The following is a 16,519-nucleotide window of genomic DNA, read 5'->3' as shown; positions in this document are numbered from 1 at the left end:
CAGCATGGCCAGACGCCCCGCACTGGCCATGCGTGGCTTGGCGTCATGCCATGGTCTGTCGCCCCAGGGCGCGATCCCAGGCCACCGCAGCCAGCGTAACCAGGCCCAGTGCCAGGCCTGTGGCGCTGGCGCCTGCCCAGCCCCAGCGCAGCCAGGCATAAGAGCCCAGGGCCGAGCCCAGCGATGCGCCCATGAAGTAGCCCGTCATGTAAATGGCGTTGACGCGCGAACGCGCCTGGGGCGCCAGCGCATAGATCACGTTCTGGTTGCTGATGTGCAACGCCTGCAGTGCGGCGTCCACCATCAGCAGGCCTGCCAGAAAGCACCACAGATTGGCGCCGCCCTGCGACAGCACGGCCCAGCCAGCCAGCATGAGCCAAGCGCCAGCCTGCGTGGTGCGCAGCACCAGGCCGCGATCGGCCAGCCGCCCGGCCAGATTGGCCATGAGTGCGCCGGCAATGCCTGCCAGGCCGATCAGGCCAATTTGTGCGTCACTGAAGCCGTAGCCAGGGCCAGCCAACAGCAAGGCCATGGTGGAGAACAAGGTGCTGACTGCGGCAAAGCCCAGGCCGCCAATCAAGGCCCGGCTGCGCAGGCGCGGCTGCTGGCGCAGCAGGGCCAGCAATGAGGCCATGACGGCGGCGTAACGCATGCGCTGCGCCGGATGCGCGAGCGGCAGCTTGCGCCAAAGCAGCCAGGCCATGGCGGCGGTCGCAGCCGCCCCTGCCCAGTACACGGCTTGCCAGCCGCCCCAGTCCGAGAGCAGGCCTGCCACGCTGCGTGCAGCCAGAATGCCCACGAGCAAGCCGCTCATGACCAGCCCGACGGCCCGCCCGCCCGCGCCTGGCGCAGCAAAGCTGGCCGCCATGGGCACCAGCACCTGGGCGGCAACGGAGAACAGGCCCGTCATCACAGTGCCAAGCGCCAGCTGCACAAAGCTGCCCGCCAAGGCGCTGATCAACATGCCCGCTGCGGCCAGCAGCATCAGGCCCACCACCAGGCGGCGTCGCTCAAGCATGTCGCCCAGGGGCACGAGCAGCAACAGCCCTGCGGCATAGGACAGCTGGGCCAGCGTCACCGTCAGGGCGGCCGAGGCATCACTGATGTTCAAGCCCAATGCCATGGAGTGCAGCAGCGGCTGGTTGAAGTAATTGGCCCCTGCGCACAGGCCGCAGGCGCAAGCCATCAGCACCAAGGTGGCGGTGTCCAATACGGGCGGCGGGCAAACGGTTGGGCGATGGGCGGCTGCAGTCATGGCAGGCGATTGTGCGGCAATGCCCGCTTCTGCAAACGCTCAAGGCCAGCGCTGGGGCAGGCGCTGGCGGCGCAGGACAAGGCCCAAAGGAGGGCCAAAGGGAAGGGCCCGGCATGCCAAGCGGTCTCCCTGCACGGCACTATGCCATCGACCAATCGTCAAAAAAATGTAAGAGAATGCCCCGCATGAAGCTAGGGCCTGTTCACACTATGCACAAGGCGAAAGCCCAGCAGTTGCGGTTTTCTGACCAAAAACACCGCCGCAGCACTCCATCTCAACAAGCCCTCGGCAACCGCATTCACCAGCGTGAGCGTCTTCACATTTTCACGATCAGACCATCGCCATGAGCATTCTTCAGTGGACGCCGGACATGGATACCGGCATTGTCGAAATCGACAGGCAGCATCGGCGCATCGTCGAATACATCAACATGCTGCACGAAGCGCGGCAAACGCACGACCGCCAGCGCCTGGGCGAGGTGATTGCAGAAATGGTGGACTACACCATCTCGCACTTCGCCTTTGAAGAGGCCCTGATCGAGGAGGCGGGCTACATCTTCACCGGGCCGCACAAAAAAGTGCATGAACTGTTCACTCGCAAGGTGACTGAAATGCAACGGCGCTTTGACAGCGGCGAGGATGTGAGCGCAGAGCTGCACGACATGCTCTCGCGCTGGCTTTTCAACCACGTGCGCAATGAGGACCACGGCTATGTGGAGGCCGTGCAAGCCTATCAGCGCAGATTGCTGGGAGATCAGCAGCCCGCCACGCAATTGCCCACGCAGCCTTTGGAGGCGGAGCAGGATCTGGAGGCCGCCGGGGAAGCCTTTGCCGCCGCCGAAGCCGCGCCACGCAAAAGCTGGCTGGCGCGCGTTCTGGGGCTGTAGCGCAGCCTCTACCCCGGCCCTGGGCAGGCAGCACCTGCCGCGCTGAGAGCTGTGCTGCTCACTTGGGGCCCCATGCCCGCCATGCGCCCGTGCAAAGATCGCGGGCAGGCTCTCAGAACCAGTTCAAAATCTCTGCACGGGGCGGGCAAGAGCATGGGGTTGGGCGCCCTGCTGCACTGCAAAACTTCGCCACAGCCAACAGTCACGGCTACGGCTGTGTTTTGCGCCTTGCTGCCCACCGCAATTGGCTTCTTGCCCACTCGCGCCGAGATTTGGAACAAGTTCTCAGAAAGCGCGTATGGATCGGCTACAGAACATCGAGACATTTGTCCGCGTTGCCGCGACGCGGAACTTCACCGAAGCGGCCCGGCAGCTGCGCGTGGCCCGCTCAGTCGTTACCACGCGAATCCAGCAACTGGAGGCGCACGTCGGCGCGCCTTTGTTCTTTCGCAGCACACGCAATGTGCAGTTGACGCAGATCGGGCATGCCTTTCTTGGCGAATGCACCGAGCTGGTGGCCAAGGCCAACGAGCTGATCGACCAGATGCGCGATGTGTACGACAACCCTCAAGGCACGCTGAAAATCCACGCTGCAACGGGTTTTGTGCAAGGCCATTTCGCCCCTGTCATCAGCGACTTCCAGCAGGCCTACCCTGGCATACACATTGATTTGGGCGTTGGTGACGAGCTGATTGATTTGGTCAAGTCCGGCGTGGACTGCGCCATGCAAATCCACCCCGTCACTTCCCTGGATCTGGTCAGCCGGCCGCTCTTTCCGATACGGCGCTTCTTCTGCGCCACGCCCAAGTACCTGGCCCAGCACGGCGCCCCGCAGGAGCCCCAGGATCTGCACCAGCACCGCATCGCGTATTACTCCCGATACGCCAGCCGCGACAAATGGGCGTTCTATCGCAATGGGCAAGAGCGCACATTGACCATTGCCCCGGCGCTGCTGACCAACAGCGTGCACCTGCTCTACAACTTTGCGCTGGAGCACTCGGCCATTGTCTGCCTGCCCACTTTCGTGGCCTGGCCCGCCCTGCTCGATGGGCGGCTGAAGATTGTGCTGCCCCATGACCTGTTAAGCCCTTGACCCTGGCGGCGGTGTTCTCGCCCACCTCGCGCAATGCCGTCAAACTGAAGCTGTTTCTCGACTACGTCACGGCAAGATTCCCGCACTTGCCATCCTGGGATGCCCAGCTTCTGGCCTCTGGAATCATCCCTGAGGAAATCATTGAAGCCTAGAGCATGTGATGCACGGCCCGAATGCATCGCTGAGGCGCATGCATCTGCGGATTCGTGCAGGCCCTGCATCGCGCCCGCGTTCCATCCCAGCCCCCAGTCGCGTTTCCCTGCACGGTGTTTTTGCAGGTCAGTCACAGGGAAAACCCGCATGATTGTTCGATAGAAAAGAACAATCTGACCTTGCTTTGCTGGCTTCTGCAAAGACTGCCTGCCTCCTACAGTCCAACGCATCAAGAGCTCTTTTGCTCTGGGACGAAAGGAGACGAAAGCATGACCAAGAGCACCGCAGACGTGGCTGCGGCCGCTGGCCTGAAGCAAGCCATCAGGCACCAATTGTTCATCAATGGCCGCTTTGTCGATGCGGCGTCGGGCAAAACGCTGCCGACGCTGAATCCGCACGACAACACGCCCATTGCCGATGTGGCCATGGCCGATGCCGAGGACGTTGACCGCGCCGTTGCGGCAGCCCAGGCGGCCTACCCCCAATGGAGCCGCATGCCTGCGGCAGACCGCGGCCGCATTCTGCTGCGCCTGGCCGACCTGATCGAGGCCAATGCCGAGGAGCTGGCCAGGCTAGAGTCACTCGACACAGGCCACCCGATTCGCGACTCGCGCGCGCTGGATGTGCCACGCACGGCCGCCTGCTACCGATATTTCGGGGGGATGGCAGACAAGTTTCAGGGCGAGACGATTCCCGTTGAAGCGGGCTTTCTGAATTACACGCTGCGCGAGCCGCTGGGCATCGTCGGGCAGGTCGTGCCCTGGAATTTCCCGCTGATGTTCACCAGCTGGAAAATGGCGCCGGCCCTGGCAGCGGGCAACTGCATCGTCATGAAGCCGGCAGAGGTCACGCCGCTGAGCTCGCTGAAGATCGCCGAGCTGATGTCTGAGGCGGGCATGCCCGATGGGGTGGTCAACATGTTGCCAGGCCTGGGGCACGAGGCTGGCGAGGCGATCGCGCAGCACCCGGGCATTGCCAAAGTGGCATTCACGGGCAGCACCGCCACTGGCCGCAAGATCGTGCAGGCCAGCGCCGGCAACCTGAAGAAAGTGCAGCTGGAGCTGGGCGGCAAAGGGCCCAACATCGTCTTTGAAGATGCCAATCTGAACGCGGCCGTCAACGGCAGCGCCTGGGCCATCTTCCACAACCAGGGCCAGGCATGCATTGCGGGCTCGAGGCTGATCCTGCACGAGAAGATTGCCGATGAATTTCTGGAGAAGTTCATCGCCTTGGCGCGCTCGATACGCCTTGGCAATCCGCTGGACCCGCAAACGGAGATGGGCCCGCTGACCAGCGCCACACACCGCGATCGCGTGCTCAGCTATGTGGATGTGGGGCTTCAGGAAGGCGGCCAGGTGCTCACAGGTGGCCGCGCCCCAACCGGCAGCCTGGGCGCGGGCTGCTACGTCGAGCCCACCGTGATGCGCGCGAAGTCCTTGCGCGATCGCATTGCCCAGGAAGAAGTTTTTGGCCCCTTTGTCACCGTGCTGACCTTCCGCACGGATGAAGAGGCGCTCGAAATTGCCAACAGCACGGACTACGGCCTGGGCAGCGGGCTATGGACAAGCCAGCTGCAGCGCGCGCACCGCTTTGCACGCGACTTGTACGCCGGCATGGTCTGGATCAACAGCTACAAGCGCGTCAACCCAGGCTCGCCCTTTGGCGGTTACGGCCAAAGCGGCTACGGCCGGGAAATGGGATTTGACGCCATGCACGAGTACACCCAGGTCAAAAGCGTGTGGGTGAACGTCGACGCACAGATTGCCCCCTGGTATCCACGTTGAAGGAGCATGCTATGAACACTCTGGCCTCATCCCAGCGCCGCAAACTGCTTCTGGCAGCCACTGCCTTGGCCTTGGCCGCCAACACGGCCTTGGCCGCACCGCCGGCATGGCCCCAAAAAACCGTTCGCATCGTCGTGCCTTTCCCGCCCGGCGGGACGGTCGATGGCGTCGCGCGCCTGCTGCAGCCGCGCCTGCAAGCGGCACTGGGCCAAACGGTGCTGATCGACAACCGCGCCGGCGCAGGCGGAACCGTGGGCGTGCGCGAGGTCGCACGCTCCGCTCCCGACGGCTACACGGTGGGGATGGTGTTTGATGCCTTCACCACCTACCCGCTGGTCTATCCGAACCTGGGTTTCGACAGTCGCAAGGATCTGGTGCCGGTGACGCAGATGGCCAGCAACCCGCTCGTGCTGGTGGTCAACCCCTCCGTGCCCGCCAACAACTTGCAAGAGCTGATCGCCCTGGCCAAGGCCAAGCCTGGCACGCTCAATTACGCCTCGGTGGGCGCGGGCAGCAGCAATCACCTGACGGCCGAATGGTTCAAGAGCGTGGCCGGGATCGACGTGGCGCACATCCCCTACAAGGGCGGTGGGCCGGCCCAACAGGATCTGCTGGGTGGACAGGTGCAAATGATGTTCCTCTCGGCCGTGCTCGCACAGCCGCATGTGCGCGCCGGCAAGCTGCGCGCGCTCGCGCAGACGGGCGCCAAACGCGTCGATGCCTACCGAGATGTGCCTACCGTCGCCGAGAGCGGTTACCCGGATTTCCATGTCGAATCCTGGGTTGGCATGTTGGCGCCTGCCGGCACGCCCAGTGCGATCATTGATCGCTTGCACACCGAGGTGACTGCCGCGCTCAACAACGCCGACGTCAAGGCGCGCCTTGCCGAGCAAGGCTTGCAGCCCATCGCCAATACCCCGGCGCAATTCGCCCAGGCGCTCTCGGACGAATACGCCAAGTGGCAGCGCCTGATCAGCGAACGCAACCTCTCGCTGGAGTGAACGCGCCATGCTGTCCTTCATCCATGAGCCTGCGCCCACCCGCGTCGTCTTCCGCGCAGGGGCGCTGGCCACATTGCCCGAAGAGATCGAGCGCCTGGGCCTGCAAAGGGCGCTGGTGCTGTCCACCCCGGAGCAAGCGCACATGGCCGAGCGCGCAGCCAGCCTGCTGGGCCAGCGCGCCGCTGGCGTATTTGCCAAGGCCGTCATGCATGTGCCCATCGAAACGGCACGCGCCGCGCGCCAGGAAGCCCAGCGCCTCAACGCCGACTGCGCCGTGGCCATTGGCGGCGGCTCCACCACCGGCCTGGGCAAAGCCATCGCCCTGGAAAGCGCACTGCCCATCATCGCCATCCCGACCACCTATGCCGGCAGCGAGATGACGCCCATCTGGGGCATCACCGAAAACGGCGTGAAGAAGACCGGGCGCGACCGCCGCGTGCTGCCCCAAACCGTGATCTACGACCCCGAGCTGACAGTGGGCTTGCCAATTGACTTGAGCGTCACCAGCGGCATCAACGCCATCGCCCATGCGGCTGAAGGGCTTTACGCCCAGGACGGCAACCCCGTCACCAGCCTCATGGCCGAAGAAGGCATCCGGGCCATTGCAGCAGCGCTGCCCCAGTTGCGCCAAAACCCGGCACACCTCGATGCACGCGCCCAGGCCCTGTATGGCGCCTGGCTGTGCGGCTCCGTACTCGGCAGCGTAGGCATGGCCATCCACCACAAGCTCTGCCACACCCTGGGCGGGAGCTTCAACCTGCCGCATGCCCCAGTGCATACCGTCGTGCTGCCCCATGCCATCGCCTACAACGCAGCCGCTGCCCCACAGGCCATGCGCAAAATCGCGCGCGCCCTGGGCATTGAGGCCGATGACCCACTCGCAGCCGCCCAAGGGCTGCAGCAATTGGCGCGCGAGAACGGAGCGCCAACGGCCTTGCAAGACATCGGCATGCGCGAGCAAGACCTGGAGCGCGCCGCAGACCTGGCCGTCGCCAACCCCTACTGGAACCCGCGCCCCGTAGGCCCTGAAGCGCGCCACGCACTGCGCGCCCTGCTGCAGCGCGCCCATGCTGGCCAGGCCCCCAGCGCCATCGACTGAAGCCTGAATTGCGATGCGAATGGGCAGCCAGCGATTGGGGCGGAGCGCCAGCATCAACACACAGTCAAACCATTGGCTCGGCAATGCTTTGCGACGCCGCTGCAGCCCGCCCCACCCCGCTTTCTTGCTTGCCGTGCAGTGGCTTTGAACCGCCTGATCAGGGCCTGTCCAGCTGCAGGTCTTTGACCACTGTCTCCAAAGCAAACAGCTTGGCCCTGCCAAACAGCTGCGGCAGGGGCGCAACAGGCAGCAGCGCGCGGATGCGCTGGCGCTGCGCATCGGTGGGCTGCACGAAGCAATGCAGGCTCACCACCGCCAGCCACCGCGCAGCCAAGGGCTGGAAGAGGCGCGCAGCGCAGGCCTCATCGCCCAACGCAGCGCGGGGCACGCTCAGCAGCACGATGCAGTGGTTCCACGCATCGCCCAGGCGGCTCAGCTTCAGCAGGCGCAGCCAGTGCTCGGCGCTTTCGCCGCGCATGTGTGGTTTGAGCATCTCCAACGTGGGCGCGTTGCCGCTGCGCTCGGTGTGCAGCCGGGCGACGCGGAAAACGGCGCGCGCAGGGTCTTGCAGCGCGCGCAGGGTGAGCGCGTCGGCCGCTTGCGCTTGCAGGCGGTAGGCCGCAGCGTAGGCGGCGCAGCGCACACGAACCGACGCATCATCCAACGCGGCCAGCGCCAGCGGGCGGCCTTGCGGCAGGGCCAGATCGGCCAACAAACCCAGCGCAGCGGCGCGCTGGCGCGGCAGGGCATCGGGCCTGTGCAAAGTGGCCGTGGCATGGGCCAGCAGATCTTCGCCGGGGCCGCCGCACAATTGAATCGCCAGATAACGCACGCTGGGGCTGGCATCGAGCAGGGCCGCTTGCAACCAATTGGGCCAGAGGGCTTGCCCGCTGCCCAGGCTTGGCGCGGCGGCGCTGCCGTGCGCGGCCCTCAGCGTGAGGCTCAATGCGCGCAACGCGCTCAAACGGGTGCGGATATGGGGCGTGCGCAGGGCTTGCTCATACAGGCTTTGCCGCAGCTCAGGGCTGGGCAGCTTGTGCACCCATTGCACGGCGCGGCGGGTGATGGCCGGCTGGCGCGCGGCCAGCCCACTGGCCAGCACCGGGGCCAGCACCTGGGCCAGGGCTTGGGCGCCCGGCGCATGCAGCGCCCAGTCGAGCAGCGCATCAAAGCAAAACACGGCCTGCGCAGGCGCGCCGCGCCGCACCAAGACATGCAATGGCTGGCGCTGGGCAGCATCCATGTCTTGCAGGTTTTTGCGCAGGCTGTGGCGCACCAGCTCCAGCGCATCGCCGTGGTGCGCGCGCTGGCCGCGCTCCAGCGCCCGCAAGGCGGGCAAGGCCTGCAGCGCGGTGGCAAAGTCCCATTGCGGCAGCAAGCGCTGCAAGGCCTGCCAAGCGGCAGCGCGCACTTGCGGCGCCCAGTCGTTCAGGCGCAGCAGCACGGCTTGCCAGATGGCGGCATCGGCATTGCCTGGCGTGATGCGCTTCAGGGCGCGTTCGCGCACCCGCCCATCGGGGCTGAGCAGTTCGGTCAACAAACTGTGGCGCTCGGCTGGCACGGGGGATTGCGGGCAAAGCGCGGCGCGCATCCATTGGGCAAAAGCCCGGGCACGCGCCTGGGTGGATCGAGGAAAATCCTTAAACCATGAAAATTTCGGCATGGCGATCAATAGACCTTGCGAAACACCTTTTTAATGCAATGACACAACGCAGTGCTCAAGCCTTGAAATAAGCCAAAATTTCTTGATCCTCCCCCACCATATGATCCACGATGTGAAAGACATCGCTTTTTTGGGGGTGTTGCAGACTCTCATTTCTATTCAATATTTGAATATTTTGAATATCTTTCCAGGGGGATTCCGACGCATCAAGAAGCATGGCATTGAAACCGCTTTCACCTTGCCAGATGCGTAGCGGAAAGCCTGTTTTCCCGATGATTTCATCATTTTTCTCGCCCCATTCCAAGAGCACGACAAGGCACATGGCTACCTTGGGGTTTGCGTGCTGCTCCAGCAAGGCATAGTAATACGCAAAGGCATCATGATCCTGGTACACAAAACGTGTCAAACGGGTAATGACTTCATTGCAGCAGCTGCAGCGCTCCACCTCTGGCGACTCGAATTCAATGGCAATCATGGCGATTGATTAAAAATCCTAATTTTTCACTTGCGCAGGCTTTATTCCATTGGCAGGCTGCTAAAGCATTCAGGTTGCCGTACAAAAACCATCATGATTGCGCAAACCCAAAACATGTGACATTTTCACCCGCTCGGGATCCGATCTGAAAATCGGCATTGCCCGCACAAGCGGATGGCAAAGGCAGTAGCCGGGGGCTGCTGCCTCCTCACCCCTTCACGCACAACACCTGCTTGAGCGTGTGCACCACGTCCACCAGGTCGCGCTGGGCGGCCATCACCGCGTCGATGTCCTTGTAGGCCATCGGGATTTCGTCAATCACGGCCTCGTCCTTGCGGCATTCCACCCCGGCGGTGGCGGCGATCTGGTCGGCCACGGTGAATTGCTTTTTGGCCTGGGTGCGGCTCATGGTGCGGCCTGCGCCGTGGCTGCAGCTGTTGAAGCTGTCAGGGTTGCCCTTGCCGCGCACGATATAGCTTTTGGCGCCCATGCTCCCCGGGATGATGCCCAGCCGCCCTTTTTCGGCATTGACCGCGCCCTTGCGGGTGACGAACACGTCTTGCCCGAAGTGCGTTTCTTTCTGCACGTAGTTGTGGTGGCAGTTCACGGCTTCCACGTGCGTGTCGAAGGGCTTGGCGATGACTTGGCGCAGCGCGTGGATGACGCGCGTCATCATCACCTCGCGGTTGGCGGCGGCAAACTTTTGCGCCCAGCCCACGGCCTGCACGTAGTCGCCAAAGTACTGCGCGCCTTCCTCGAAGTAGGCCAGATTGGCATCGGGCAGGTTGCGCTGGTGCAGCTCGGCATCTTTCTTGGCCAGCTCGATGAAGTGGGTGCCAATGGCGTTGCCCACGCCGCGCGAGCCGCTGTGCAGCATGATCCACACGCTTTGCGCTTCGTCCAGGCAGATTTCGATGAAGTGGTTGCCGCCGCCCAGCGTGCCCAGGTGCTTGTGGTTGTTGGTGTTGCGCATGCGCGGGTGCTTGTCGCAGATGGCGTTGAACTCATCCACCAGCCGCGCCCAGGCAGCGTCGGTTTCCTCGGGCGGGGTTTCCCAGCCGCCCTTGTCGCGGCCGTATTTTTTGGGCGTCATGCCGTGCGGCACGGCTTTTTCGATGGCCGCGCGCAAGGGGCCGAGGTTGTCGGGCAGGTCGCTAGCGGTCAGCGTGGTTTTGCAGGCCATCATGCCGCAGCCGATGTCCACGCCCACGGCGGCGGGGATGATGGCGCGCACGGTGGGAATGACCGAGCCGATGGTTGCCCCAATGCCGTAGTGCACATCGGGCATCACCGCCACATGCTTGAACACGATGGGCAGGCTGGCAACGTTTTGCAATTGCTGGCGCGCCTCGTCCTCCACCGGCACGCCCTGCGTCCACATCTTGATGGGCGCGGCGCTGCCTTGCTGCACGTGCAGATGGCTGCCGTGCTCGCCCCGGATTTCCACGATCTCGGGCTGCGGCTTTTCTTCAGCAGGCGCATGGCGCGATTGCGCGGTGGCCAGGCGGCGGGCGAGACGGACAGCGGCGGCGTCATCGGCGGCGGTCATGTTCGCGGTGCTTTGTTCGGTGCGCATGGGTGATTTTGTTGTTGTGTGTGGATCAGGTGGGTGCAACCGTCTTTGCAGGGTGCGTGCCGTTGGCAGGCCCGCTTCGGGCGTGCGATGGTTCGTCGATGCGGCGCTCTGCCGCCAATGATTCATTCAAGCCGCAGCATCCAGCCAGCAGCGCTGCAAGCGCCCAGCGACATCTTCCAGGCGGCCTTGCTGCTCCAGCCGCAGCGTGGGCAGGGCCTGGGCGCCGCGCCGGGCGCCCCACAGCGCGCCGGCCATGGCAGCAATGGTGTCGGTGTCGCCCCGGCAGGCCGTGGCAAAGCGGATCAGCGCCTCGAAAGGCTGCTCAAGGTGGCGCAGCGCCAGGTACAGCGCAGTCACACAAGAGGTGCGGGCCGTGATGCCGTGACCCAGCATGCGCGCCACCTGGCGCGGGGTGGGCGCATCGCCCTGGGCCAGCCAGGCTGAAGCGGTGCGCAAGGCGGGATCGAATGCTTCTGCTTCAGCATCCGACAGGGCGCCGCGGGCGGCAGTCAACACGGCGTCAGCGTTGGTGCCAGGCGTCATGAGGGCGCGGGTCGCCAGGGCCAGCAGCACCGCACCCGCCATGCCCTGCGGGTGGGCATGGGTCACTTGCGCCGACTGGCGTGCAGCCTGCGCCAGCGCCTGCTCGGTGACAAAAGGCCACAGCGCCAGCACGGGCGCGCGCATGGCTGCGCCATTGCCCCATGAGCCCTGGGGGTGAACGCTGCGGTTGGCCTGCCGCCAAGATTGGCCCGCGCGGATGCGGCGCAGCACCTTGGCTGCGCCAGGCCCATAGCCGCGCCGCCACTGGTAGCTGCGGGCAAAGCGCTGCGCCAGATCGTCCTGATTCAGGCCGCCACAGGCCAGCAAGGATTCGGCCAAATCCAGGCTCATTTGCGTGTCGTCGGTAAAGCGGCGCAGGCCCTCGGGTGTGCGGCCCAGCAGCGCCCACAGGCCGCGCGCCAGCAGTCCGCCCTCATACGGCGCTCCCAACGTGTCGCCCAAGGCAAGGCCCAGCAAAACGCCGCGCACGGTATCGGTGGAGGGAATGATGTCGGCAGATATGGTCATAACGCTTGTTTTGATGGCTTGAAAGTCTTGATGCACTGGCGCCGGGGGCGTGCAATTGCTGGCTTCTGCGAATCAGAACGGGGTTGATGCTCTGAATTGAAGCGTGCTCCACCAGCTTGTGCAGCAAGGGCTGGAGGTCTTGCCCACGGTGATTGAAGCGATAGCAAACTTCACCGGACCAAGGCGAGCGCTTCAGGGCAATCGGCAATGGTCGCGCTCAGACGAAGCGCCTGCCCTCTTGCTGGATGGTTTCGGCATTCAGGTTTTCTTGGTTTTTCATGGGTTTCTCCTTTCATCGCTCGATCGCTGTTGGCGAGCGCTTTCGGGTCTATCCAGACGCATGGCGTCGATGCAGTTCTGGATGACTTGTGCGGGCGTGAATCGGCAACCGCATTCCCATCGGTCGAAATGCGGGATGCGCGTCGTCTCCAGCGCCAACAGACGTTGCATAAAAATCAGGCGATGCGCTTCATGGCGCATCCACCCATCCACGCAGGTGATGTAGTCGGGCCGATCCTTGGTAAACGCGTTGCTGACGCATCCATCCAGCCAGTAGTCGAACCAGGCCGCGTTGGCGTAATGCAGCGTGGCTTGGGGCGTGTCGGTGCGCAGCCAAAGATCCAGCAAAGGCTGGATGTCAAGCCCGCCGATGTGGAGCATGAGCAGCACGTCAACCAGCGTGTAGCCGTTCCAAGGCCCGCCGCGCTCCCACGGATAGCGGGCCAGGCAATCGGCAAACAACGCCTGTGCCACCGCTTGCACGGCCTGCCATTGCTCGGGGCTGAGGCTGTCCGCCGGGCAGCGGCCCAGGCGGTCCAGATACAGCTCGGTGCTGTGATGCAATTCTTTACCTTGCGCAATCAGCTCCAGCAAACGGGGCAGGAAATAGCCCACCTCGGCGATGCTCTGCACATCGTTTTTGGCCGAGTTGTTGTATTCATAAAGGTGCTTGGGCGTGAGCTGGCGCAACGGCAGGCGACGCAGTTGTTCTTCCATCTCGGGCTCCACGCAACAGGGCATGCACACATCCAGCGGCCCAGCAGGCGGCGGGCAGGCGCTGAAAACACGGTAGGCGTGTTCAATGGCAGCCGCCAAGGCGGAAGACATGGTGTTCATGGCTGTTTCTTTACTGTGCGCTTCTTGCCGCTACTTTCACCGCTTAACGCTGCAAATTACCAATACGCGCAGTCGCGGCAGGCACGGCAATGCTTGGCGCCGCTGTAGATGGGGCCGTGCGCCACTTCGTACCACCACTTTTGCTGCTTGGCGGTCCACACCTCTTGCGCGCCGCAGCGGCAGCAGGTGAAAGGGTTGGTCGATGTAGTAGCCGGGCAGAAAGGTGGCGTTGTTGTGCTGGGCCAGCACGGCCTGGTCGACCAGTGCCACACCCTCGCCCTGGCACGCGGCTTGGGCGATGAGGGCGCGGGCCTCTTGCGCGTTGGCCAGTCTTGCGTGCGCGCCAGCCGTTGCTGTTGCTGCTGGGCGCGCCTTTGCTTGTTGCTGCTTTTCATGCGTGAGCCCCCGATGGGATGTGGCGCAAGGCCCCGTCAAAGTCCAGGGTGAACACGTCAAAGTCCCGTGCCAGAAAGGCCGCGCCCTGGTAGGCGGCCTGCACTTCCTGCATCAGCAGGGCTTGCTGCGCGTCGCTGTGGTGGCGGGCGCTGAAGTGGGTGAGGATGAGGCCAGGCAGCCCCGCCGACTGGGCAAAGGCGGCCACGTCGTGCGCGGCGCTGTGCATGTAGGCAGGGCCAACCTTGTCCAGCGCGGCGCGGCTGTAGGTGGCCTCATGCACCAGCAGGGCCGCGCCTTGGCAGGCGGCGCGCAGCACACTCGCCTCGGCGTTGTCGCCGCCCATCACGGCAGCCAGGCGGCGGGTGTGGGTGCGCACAAAGTCTGCGCTGCGCAGGGTGCGGCCAGCATGCCACACGTCTTGCCCCGCTTGCAGCTGGCCCCAGGCGGGGCCGGGCGGCAGGCCCGCCGCGCGCAGGGTGGGCGCGTCGATCTGGCGCAGCTGCTGGTGCAAATCAAAGCGGAAGGCGTGGCTGGGCACGCGGTGGCGCTGCGCGTACGTGCTCAGGCGCAATTGCACATAGGTTTGCACATGGGCTTGCGCCTGGCCGGAAGCGCTGGGAAGATCCAGCGGCTGCGCGCGCAGGCTTTCCACCGGTATGAAGTGCACCGGATAGGGCAGGTGCGTGCCCGTGCATTGCTGCGTGGCCTGCCACCACTGCCACACCGGCAGCGGGGCCACCAGCATCAAAGGCTGGCTGCGCCCGTGCATGCCCGCGCTGGCCAACAGGCCGGGCAGGCCCAGGCAGTGGTCGCCATGCACGTGGCTGATGCACACGCCAGCCAAATCGCGCAGGGCCAGCGGCGTGCGCAGCAATTGCTGCTGCGTGCCTTCGCCGCAGTCCACCAAATACCAGCCTGGCCCGGCCAAGGGCGCTTGCACGGCCAGGGCCGACACATTGCGCCAGCGCGTGGGCAGGCCAGAGGAGGTGCCGAGGAAGGTGAGGCGGAGCATGGTGAAAATGCGGAATACAGGCGAGTTCAGGTGGGTTTGCCCAAGTGGGCGATTTGCCGGTGGCCTCGGAGCCTTTCAAATTCATGGGGACAACCGAGCCAATGATGCTTCTGAAGGATGCATCATCATGCCGCGCGAGGTGCGCGACCGACTCAGAAGCGGTGACTTATTGGAGGTAGTTCGATGAGGGTACTGATTGTTTTTTTGGGGTTTTTCTCTTCAATGGTATTTGCATCACAGGAATGCGTTCAGGAAGTCAAAGTCAATGACAAATCATTGGTTTTGAATAAAACCACCCGTGCTGAGGTGGAGAAAATTTTTGGGGCCGCACAGGAATCCAAAAACCTGTATGAAGTTCCATATTATGAGCTGTGCTACAAGGTGAATGGCGGGGATGCCGCATTGATGTTTGGATTTCAATCGGGCAGTGATTTGTTGAGATCCGTGCAGATGGGGGTTTGGAACAGTGCGCTGGATGAGCGCATTCGCTGCTCGGAATCCCCACTCAATCAGATATCATTGAACAATAAGGTGCTTGGGCAAGAAGAAAAGAAGTCGACTGACGGCACGCAAGTTTTAATGAGGCACTGCACCATCCGAAAAGTTGACCGTGCCTTCTCGGGTATTTTGGTGGAGTCTGGGGTGTATTTGATCGATTTGGAGTGAGTTTCTGGTCGGAAACGGTGTGAACAGACCCTAGGTGTCAAATCCCGCCCGATCATATGGGCGCATATTGAACAGATCAGGCCGCTCTCGATACCATAGTTTCATGGTCTGCATGGGCGTTTGACCCTTGAGGACAGACTGTGGCAGTTGGTGGTTGTACAAGGCCACGTAGCGCAGCAGCGTTTGTTGCAGGTCTTGGGCGCTGTTGAAGCGCTGGCTCATTACAAGCAATGAATAGCGGATAGCGCTTTTTGCCCATGCAATCGTCCGGGATGCGACAAATATAGGGCATCACTTTGCTCCGGTATTGATGAATGCTCACTGCACCCTGCCTTGCCGGGCGGCGCGGGCGTAGTCGGCCAGTTCCTGATCCTGGCCGCGCAGTGATTGAATGAAGCCGTCGATGCGCGCATGGATTTCCCGCTCGCGTTGCAGATGCTCTCCCTCATGCCCCAGTCCATGCAAGGCGGCGATTTGCACGGCGCGACAAGGCACGTCCAGCATGGCCGAGAGCACGTGCCACATCGCATCGCGCCATACCTTGCCCTCTCGCGCCGAGACCGCGGACAGGTTCTCGAACCGCTGCCTGGCCAGGTAGAAAGTAGGCCAGACGTCGAACCACATGTAGCAGACAAAGCCCAGCCGCCCTGGCTCATGGCCGATGGCGGTGCGCGCATGCGCCAGGCGCGGGCCGATGCAGTCCTGCCAGAGCCTGGGGAAGGCCTGCATCATGCGCATGGCTTCGGCCAGCGGTACGCTGGGGTCGATGGCGGCCAGTGGAATATCGCCCGCATCGTTGCTCATGACATGGTGCAGGCCCATGCCGACTTGCTCGTCGCTGTAGGGCGCCAAGTCGCGCCCCGCGTTGGCAAACAGCACCGTCTGGATGCGCGTCCACTCCAGCGGGGTGGCGTCGAACGGGGCCTCCGTTCCATCCCAGTTCCAGTACCACTCTTGCCCATGCCGGGCAGGCACGGGGCGGTCGAACAGGTAGCGCAAGGCTGCCTGGTATTTGTTTTCTGCCAGTCCCATGGCCTGTGGCGTCCAGTCTGGCGCGGTGGTGCGCTTGGGTTTTCGTGCGCTTTTCATGGGTGTGTCTCATGGTGTTTTTCTTGTGGATGTTGGTGGACGCGACGGGATTCGAACCCGCATCAGTGCGGCAACCAGGGTGTTCGAATCCACTGGCCCAGTCGGCGATTGGAAACGCGCGCCAGTGACAGACCCGTCATCGGAGCCAGCACCTGCATCCTCAACCTTGCTCGCCAACCAACTT

At 63.6% G+C, this 16,519-nt stretch carries 16 protein-coding genes and 1 pseudogene; 7 read left to right on the top strand and 10 right to left on the bottom strand.

Annotated elements, in window-relative coordinates:
• Positions 1-43: 43 nt before the first annotated feature.
• Positions 44-1,255, bottom strand: a complete 1,212-nt coding sequence (locus tag CK620_RS00560; RefSeq protein WP_179290529.1) for an MFS transporter — start codon at positions 1,253-1,255, stop codon at positions 44-46.
• Positions 1,256-1,598: 343 nt separating this feature from the next.
• Here CK620_RS00560 and CK620_RS00555 point away from each other — a divergent pair, with 343 nt between their 5' ends.
• The 6 genes from CK620_RS00555 to CK620_RS00535 all read left to right on the top strand — a co-directional run bounded on the left by CK620_RS00555 (position 1,599) and on the right by CK620_RS00535 (position 7,271).
• A complete protein-coding gene (locus tag CK620_RS00555) occupies positions 1,599-2,141 on the top strand; it encodes a bacteriohemerythrin (protein ID WP_095548687.1) in 543 nt (180 codons plus the stop codon).
• Positions 2,142-2,439: 298 nt separating this feature from the next.
• Positions 2,440-3,234 (top strand): LysR family transcriptional regulator, encoded by a 795-nt coding sequence (locus CK620_RS00550; protein ID WP_238945953.1) that lies wholly within the window; start codon positions 2,440-2,442, stop codon positions 3,232-3,234.
• Positions 3,231-3,386, top strand: a complete 156-nt coding sequence (locus CK620_RS14170; RefSeq protein ID WP_238945952.1) for a hypothetical protein — start codon at positions 3,231-3,233, stop codon at positions 3,384-3,386. The genes CK620_RS00550 and CK620_RS14170 overlap by 4 nt, the downstream gene beginning before the upstream one ends.
• Positions 3,387-3,707: 321 nt before the next feature.
• On the top strand, positions 3,708-5,171 hold the full coding sequence (locus tag CK620_RS00545; protein WP_095549054.1) for an aldehyde dehydrogenase family protein: 1,464 nt from the start codon (positions 3,708-3,710) through the stop codon (positions 5,169-5,171).
• 11 nt (positions 5,172-5,182) lie between these two features.
• Positions 5,183-6,172: a tripartite tricarboxylate transporter substrate binding protein gene (locus CK620_RS00540; RefSeq protein WP_095548686.1), complete on the top strand. Its 990-nt coding sequence runs from the start codon at positions 5,183-5,185 to the stop codon at positions 6,170-6,172.
• A gap of 7 nt (positions 6,173-6,179) precedes the next feature.
• A complete protein-coding gene (locus tag CK620_RS00535; protein WP_095548685.1) occupies positions 6,180-7,271 on the top strand; it encodes a maleylacetate reductase in 1,092 nt (363 codons plus the stop codon).
• A gap of 157 nt (positions 7,272-7,428) precedes the next feature.
• Here CK620_RS00535 and CK620_RS00530 read toward each other — a convergent pair whose 3' ends face one another.
• The 7 genes from CK620_RS00530 to CK620_RS00500 all read right to left on the bottom strand — a co-directional run bounded on the left by CK620_RS00530 (position 7,429) and on the right by CK620_RS00500 (position 14,580).
• Entirely contained in the window at positions 7,429-8,832 is a 1,404-nt protein-coding gene (locus tag CK620_RS00530) for a hypothetical protein (protein ID WP_172424363.1), read from the bottom strand.
• A gap of 157 nt (positions 8,833-8,989) precedes the next feature.
• A complete protein-coding gene (locus CK620_RS00525; protein ID WP_095548684.1) occupies positions 8,990-9,409 on the bottom strand; it encodes a hypothetical protein in 420 nt (139 codons plus the stop codon).
• A 208-nt stretch (positions 9,410-9,617) separates the two neighbouring features.
• On the bottom strand, positions 9,618-10,790 hold the full coding sequence (locus tag CK620_RS00520) for an RtcB family protein (protein ID WP_095543486.1): 1,173 nt from the start codon (positions 10,788-10,790) through the stop codon (positions 9,618-9,620).
• 321 nt (positions 10,791-11,111) lie between these two features.
• Positions 11,112-12,056 (bottom strand): ADP-ribosylglycohydrolase family protein, encoded by a 945-nt coding sequence (locus tag CK620_RS00515; RefSeq protein WP_095548683.1) that lies wholly within the window; start codon positions 12,054-12,056, stop codon positions 11,112-11,114.
• A gap of 276 nt (positions 12,057-12,332) precedes the next feature.
• Positions 12,333-13,163 (bottom strand): hypothetical protein, encoded by an 831-nt coding sequence (locus tag CK620_RS00510; protein ID WP_179290528.1) that lies wholly within the window; start codon positions 13,161-13,163, stop codon positions 12,333-12,335.
• Between the two features lie 65 nt (positions 13,164-13,228).
• Positions 13,229-13,567 carry a zinc-ribbon domain containing protein gene (locus CK620_RS00505; protein WP_238945951.1) on the bottom strand — a complete coding sequence of 113 codons (339 nt, stop codon included), beginning with the start codon at positions 13,565-13,567 and terminating at the stop codon, positions 13,229-13,231.
• Positions 13,564-14,580, bottom strand: coding sequence for a ribonuclease Z (locus CK620_RS00500; RefSeq protein ID WP_095548681.1), 1,017 nt, complete (start codon positions 14,578-14,580; stop codon positions 13,564-13,566). The genes CK620_RS00505 and CK620_RS00500 overlap by 4 nt, the downstream gene beginning before the upstream one ends.
• Before the next feature lie 183 nt (positions 14,581-14,763).
• Here CK620_RS00500 and CK620_RS00495 point away from each other — a divergent pair, with 183 nt between their 5' ends.
• Positions 14,764-15,246, top strand: coding sequence for a hypothetical protein (locus CK620_RS00495; RefSeq protein ID WP_143325841.1), 483 nt, complete (start codon positions 14,764-14,766; stop codon positions 15,244-15,246).
• Between the two features lie 30 nt (positions 15,247-15,276).
• On the opposite strand, the pseudogene CK620_RS13955 reads toward CK620_RS00495, so the two are convergent.
• Together CK620_RS13955 and CK620_RS00485 are read right to left on the bottom strand one after the other, a co-directional pair.
• Positions 15,277-15,462 (bottom strand): annotated as a pseudogene (locus CK620_RS13955) (IS481 family transposase); the annotation flags it as partial.
• A gap of 102 nt (positions 15,463-15,564) precedes the next feature.
• A complete protein-coding gene (locus CK620_RS00485) occupies positions 15,565-16,335 on the bottom strand; it encodes a hypothetical protein (RefSeq protein WP_095548678.1) in 771 nt (256 codons plus the stop codon).
• Positions 16,336-16,519 lie beyond the last annotated feature (184 nt).

The sequence above is a fragment of the Vandammella animalimorsus genome (assembly GCF_002285285.1).
Lineage (GTDB): Bacteria > Pseudomonadota > Gammaproteobacteria > Burkholderiales > Burkholderiaceae_C > Lampropedia > Lampropedia animalimorsus.
This window is presented reverse-complemented; position numbering and strand designations above follow the sequence as displayed.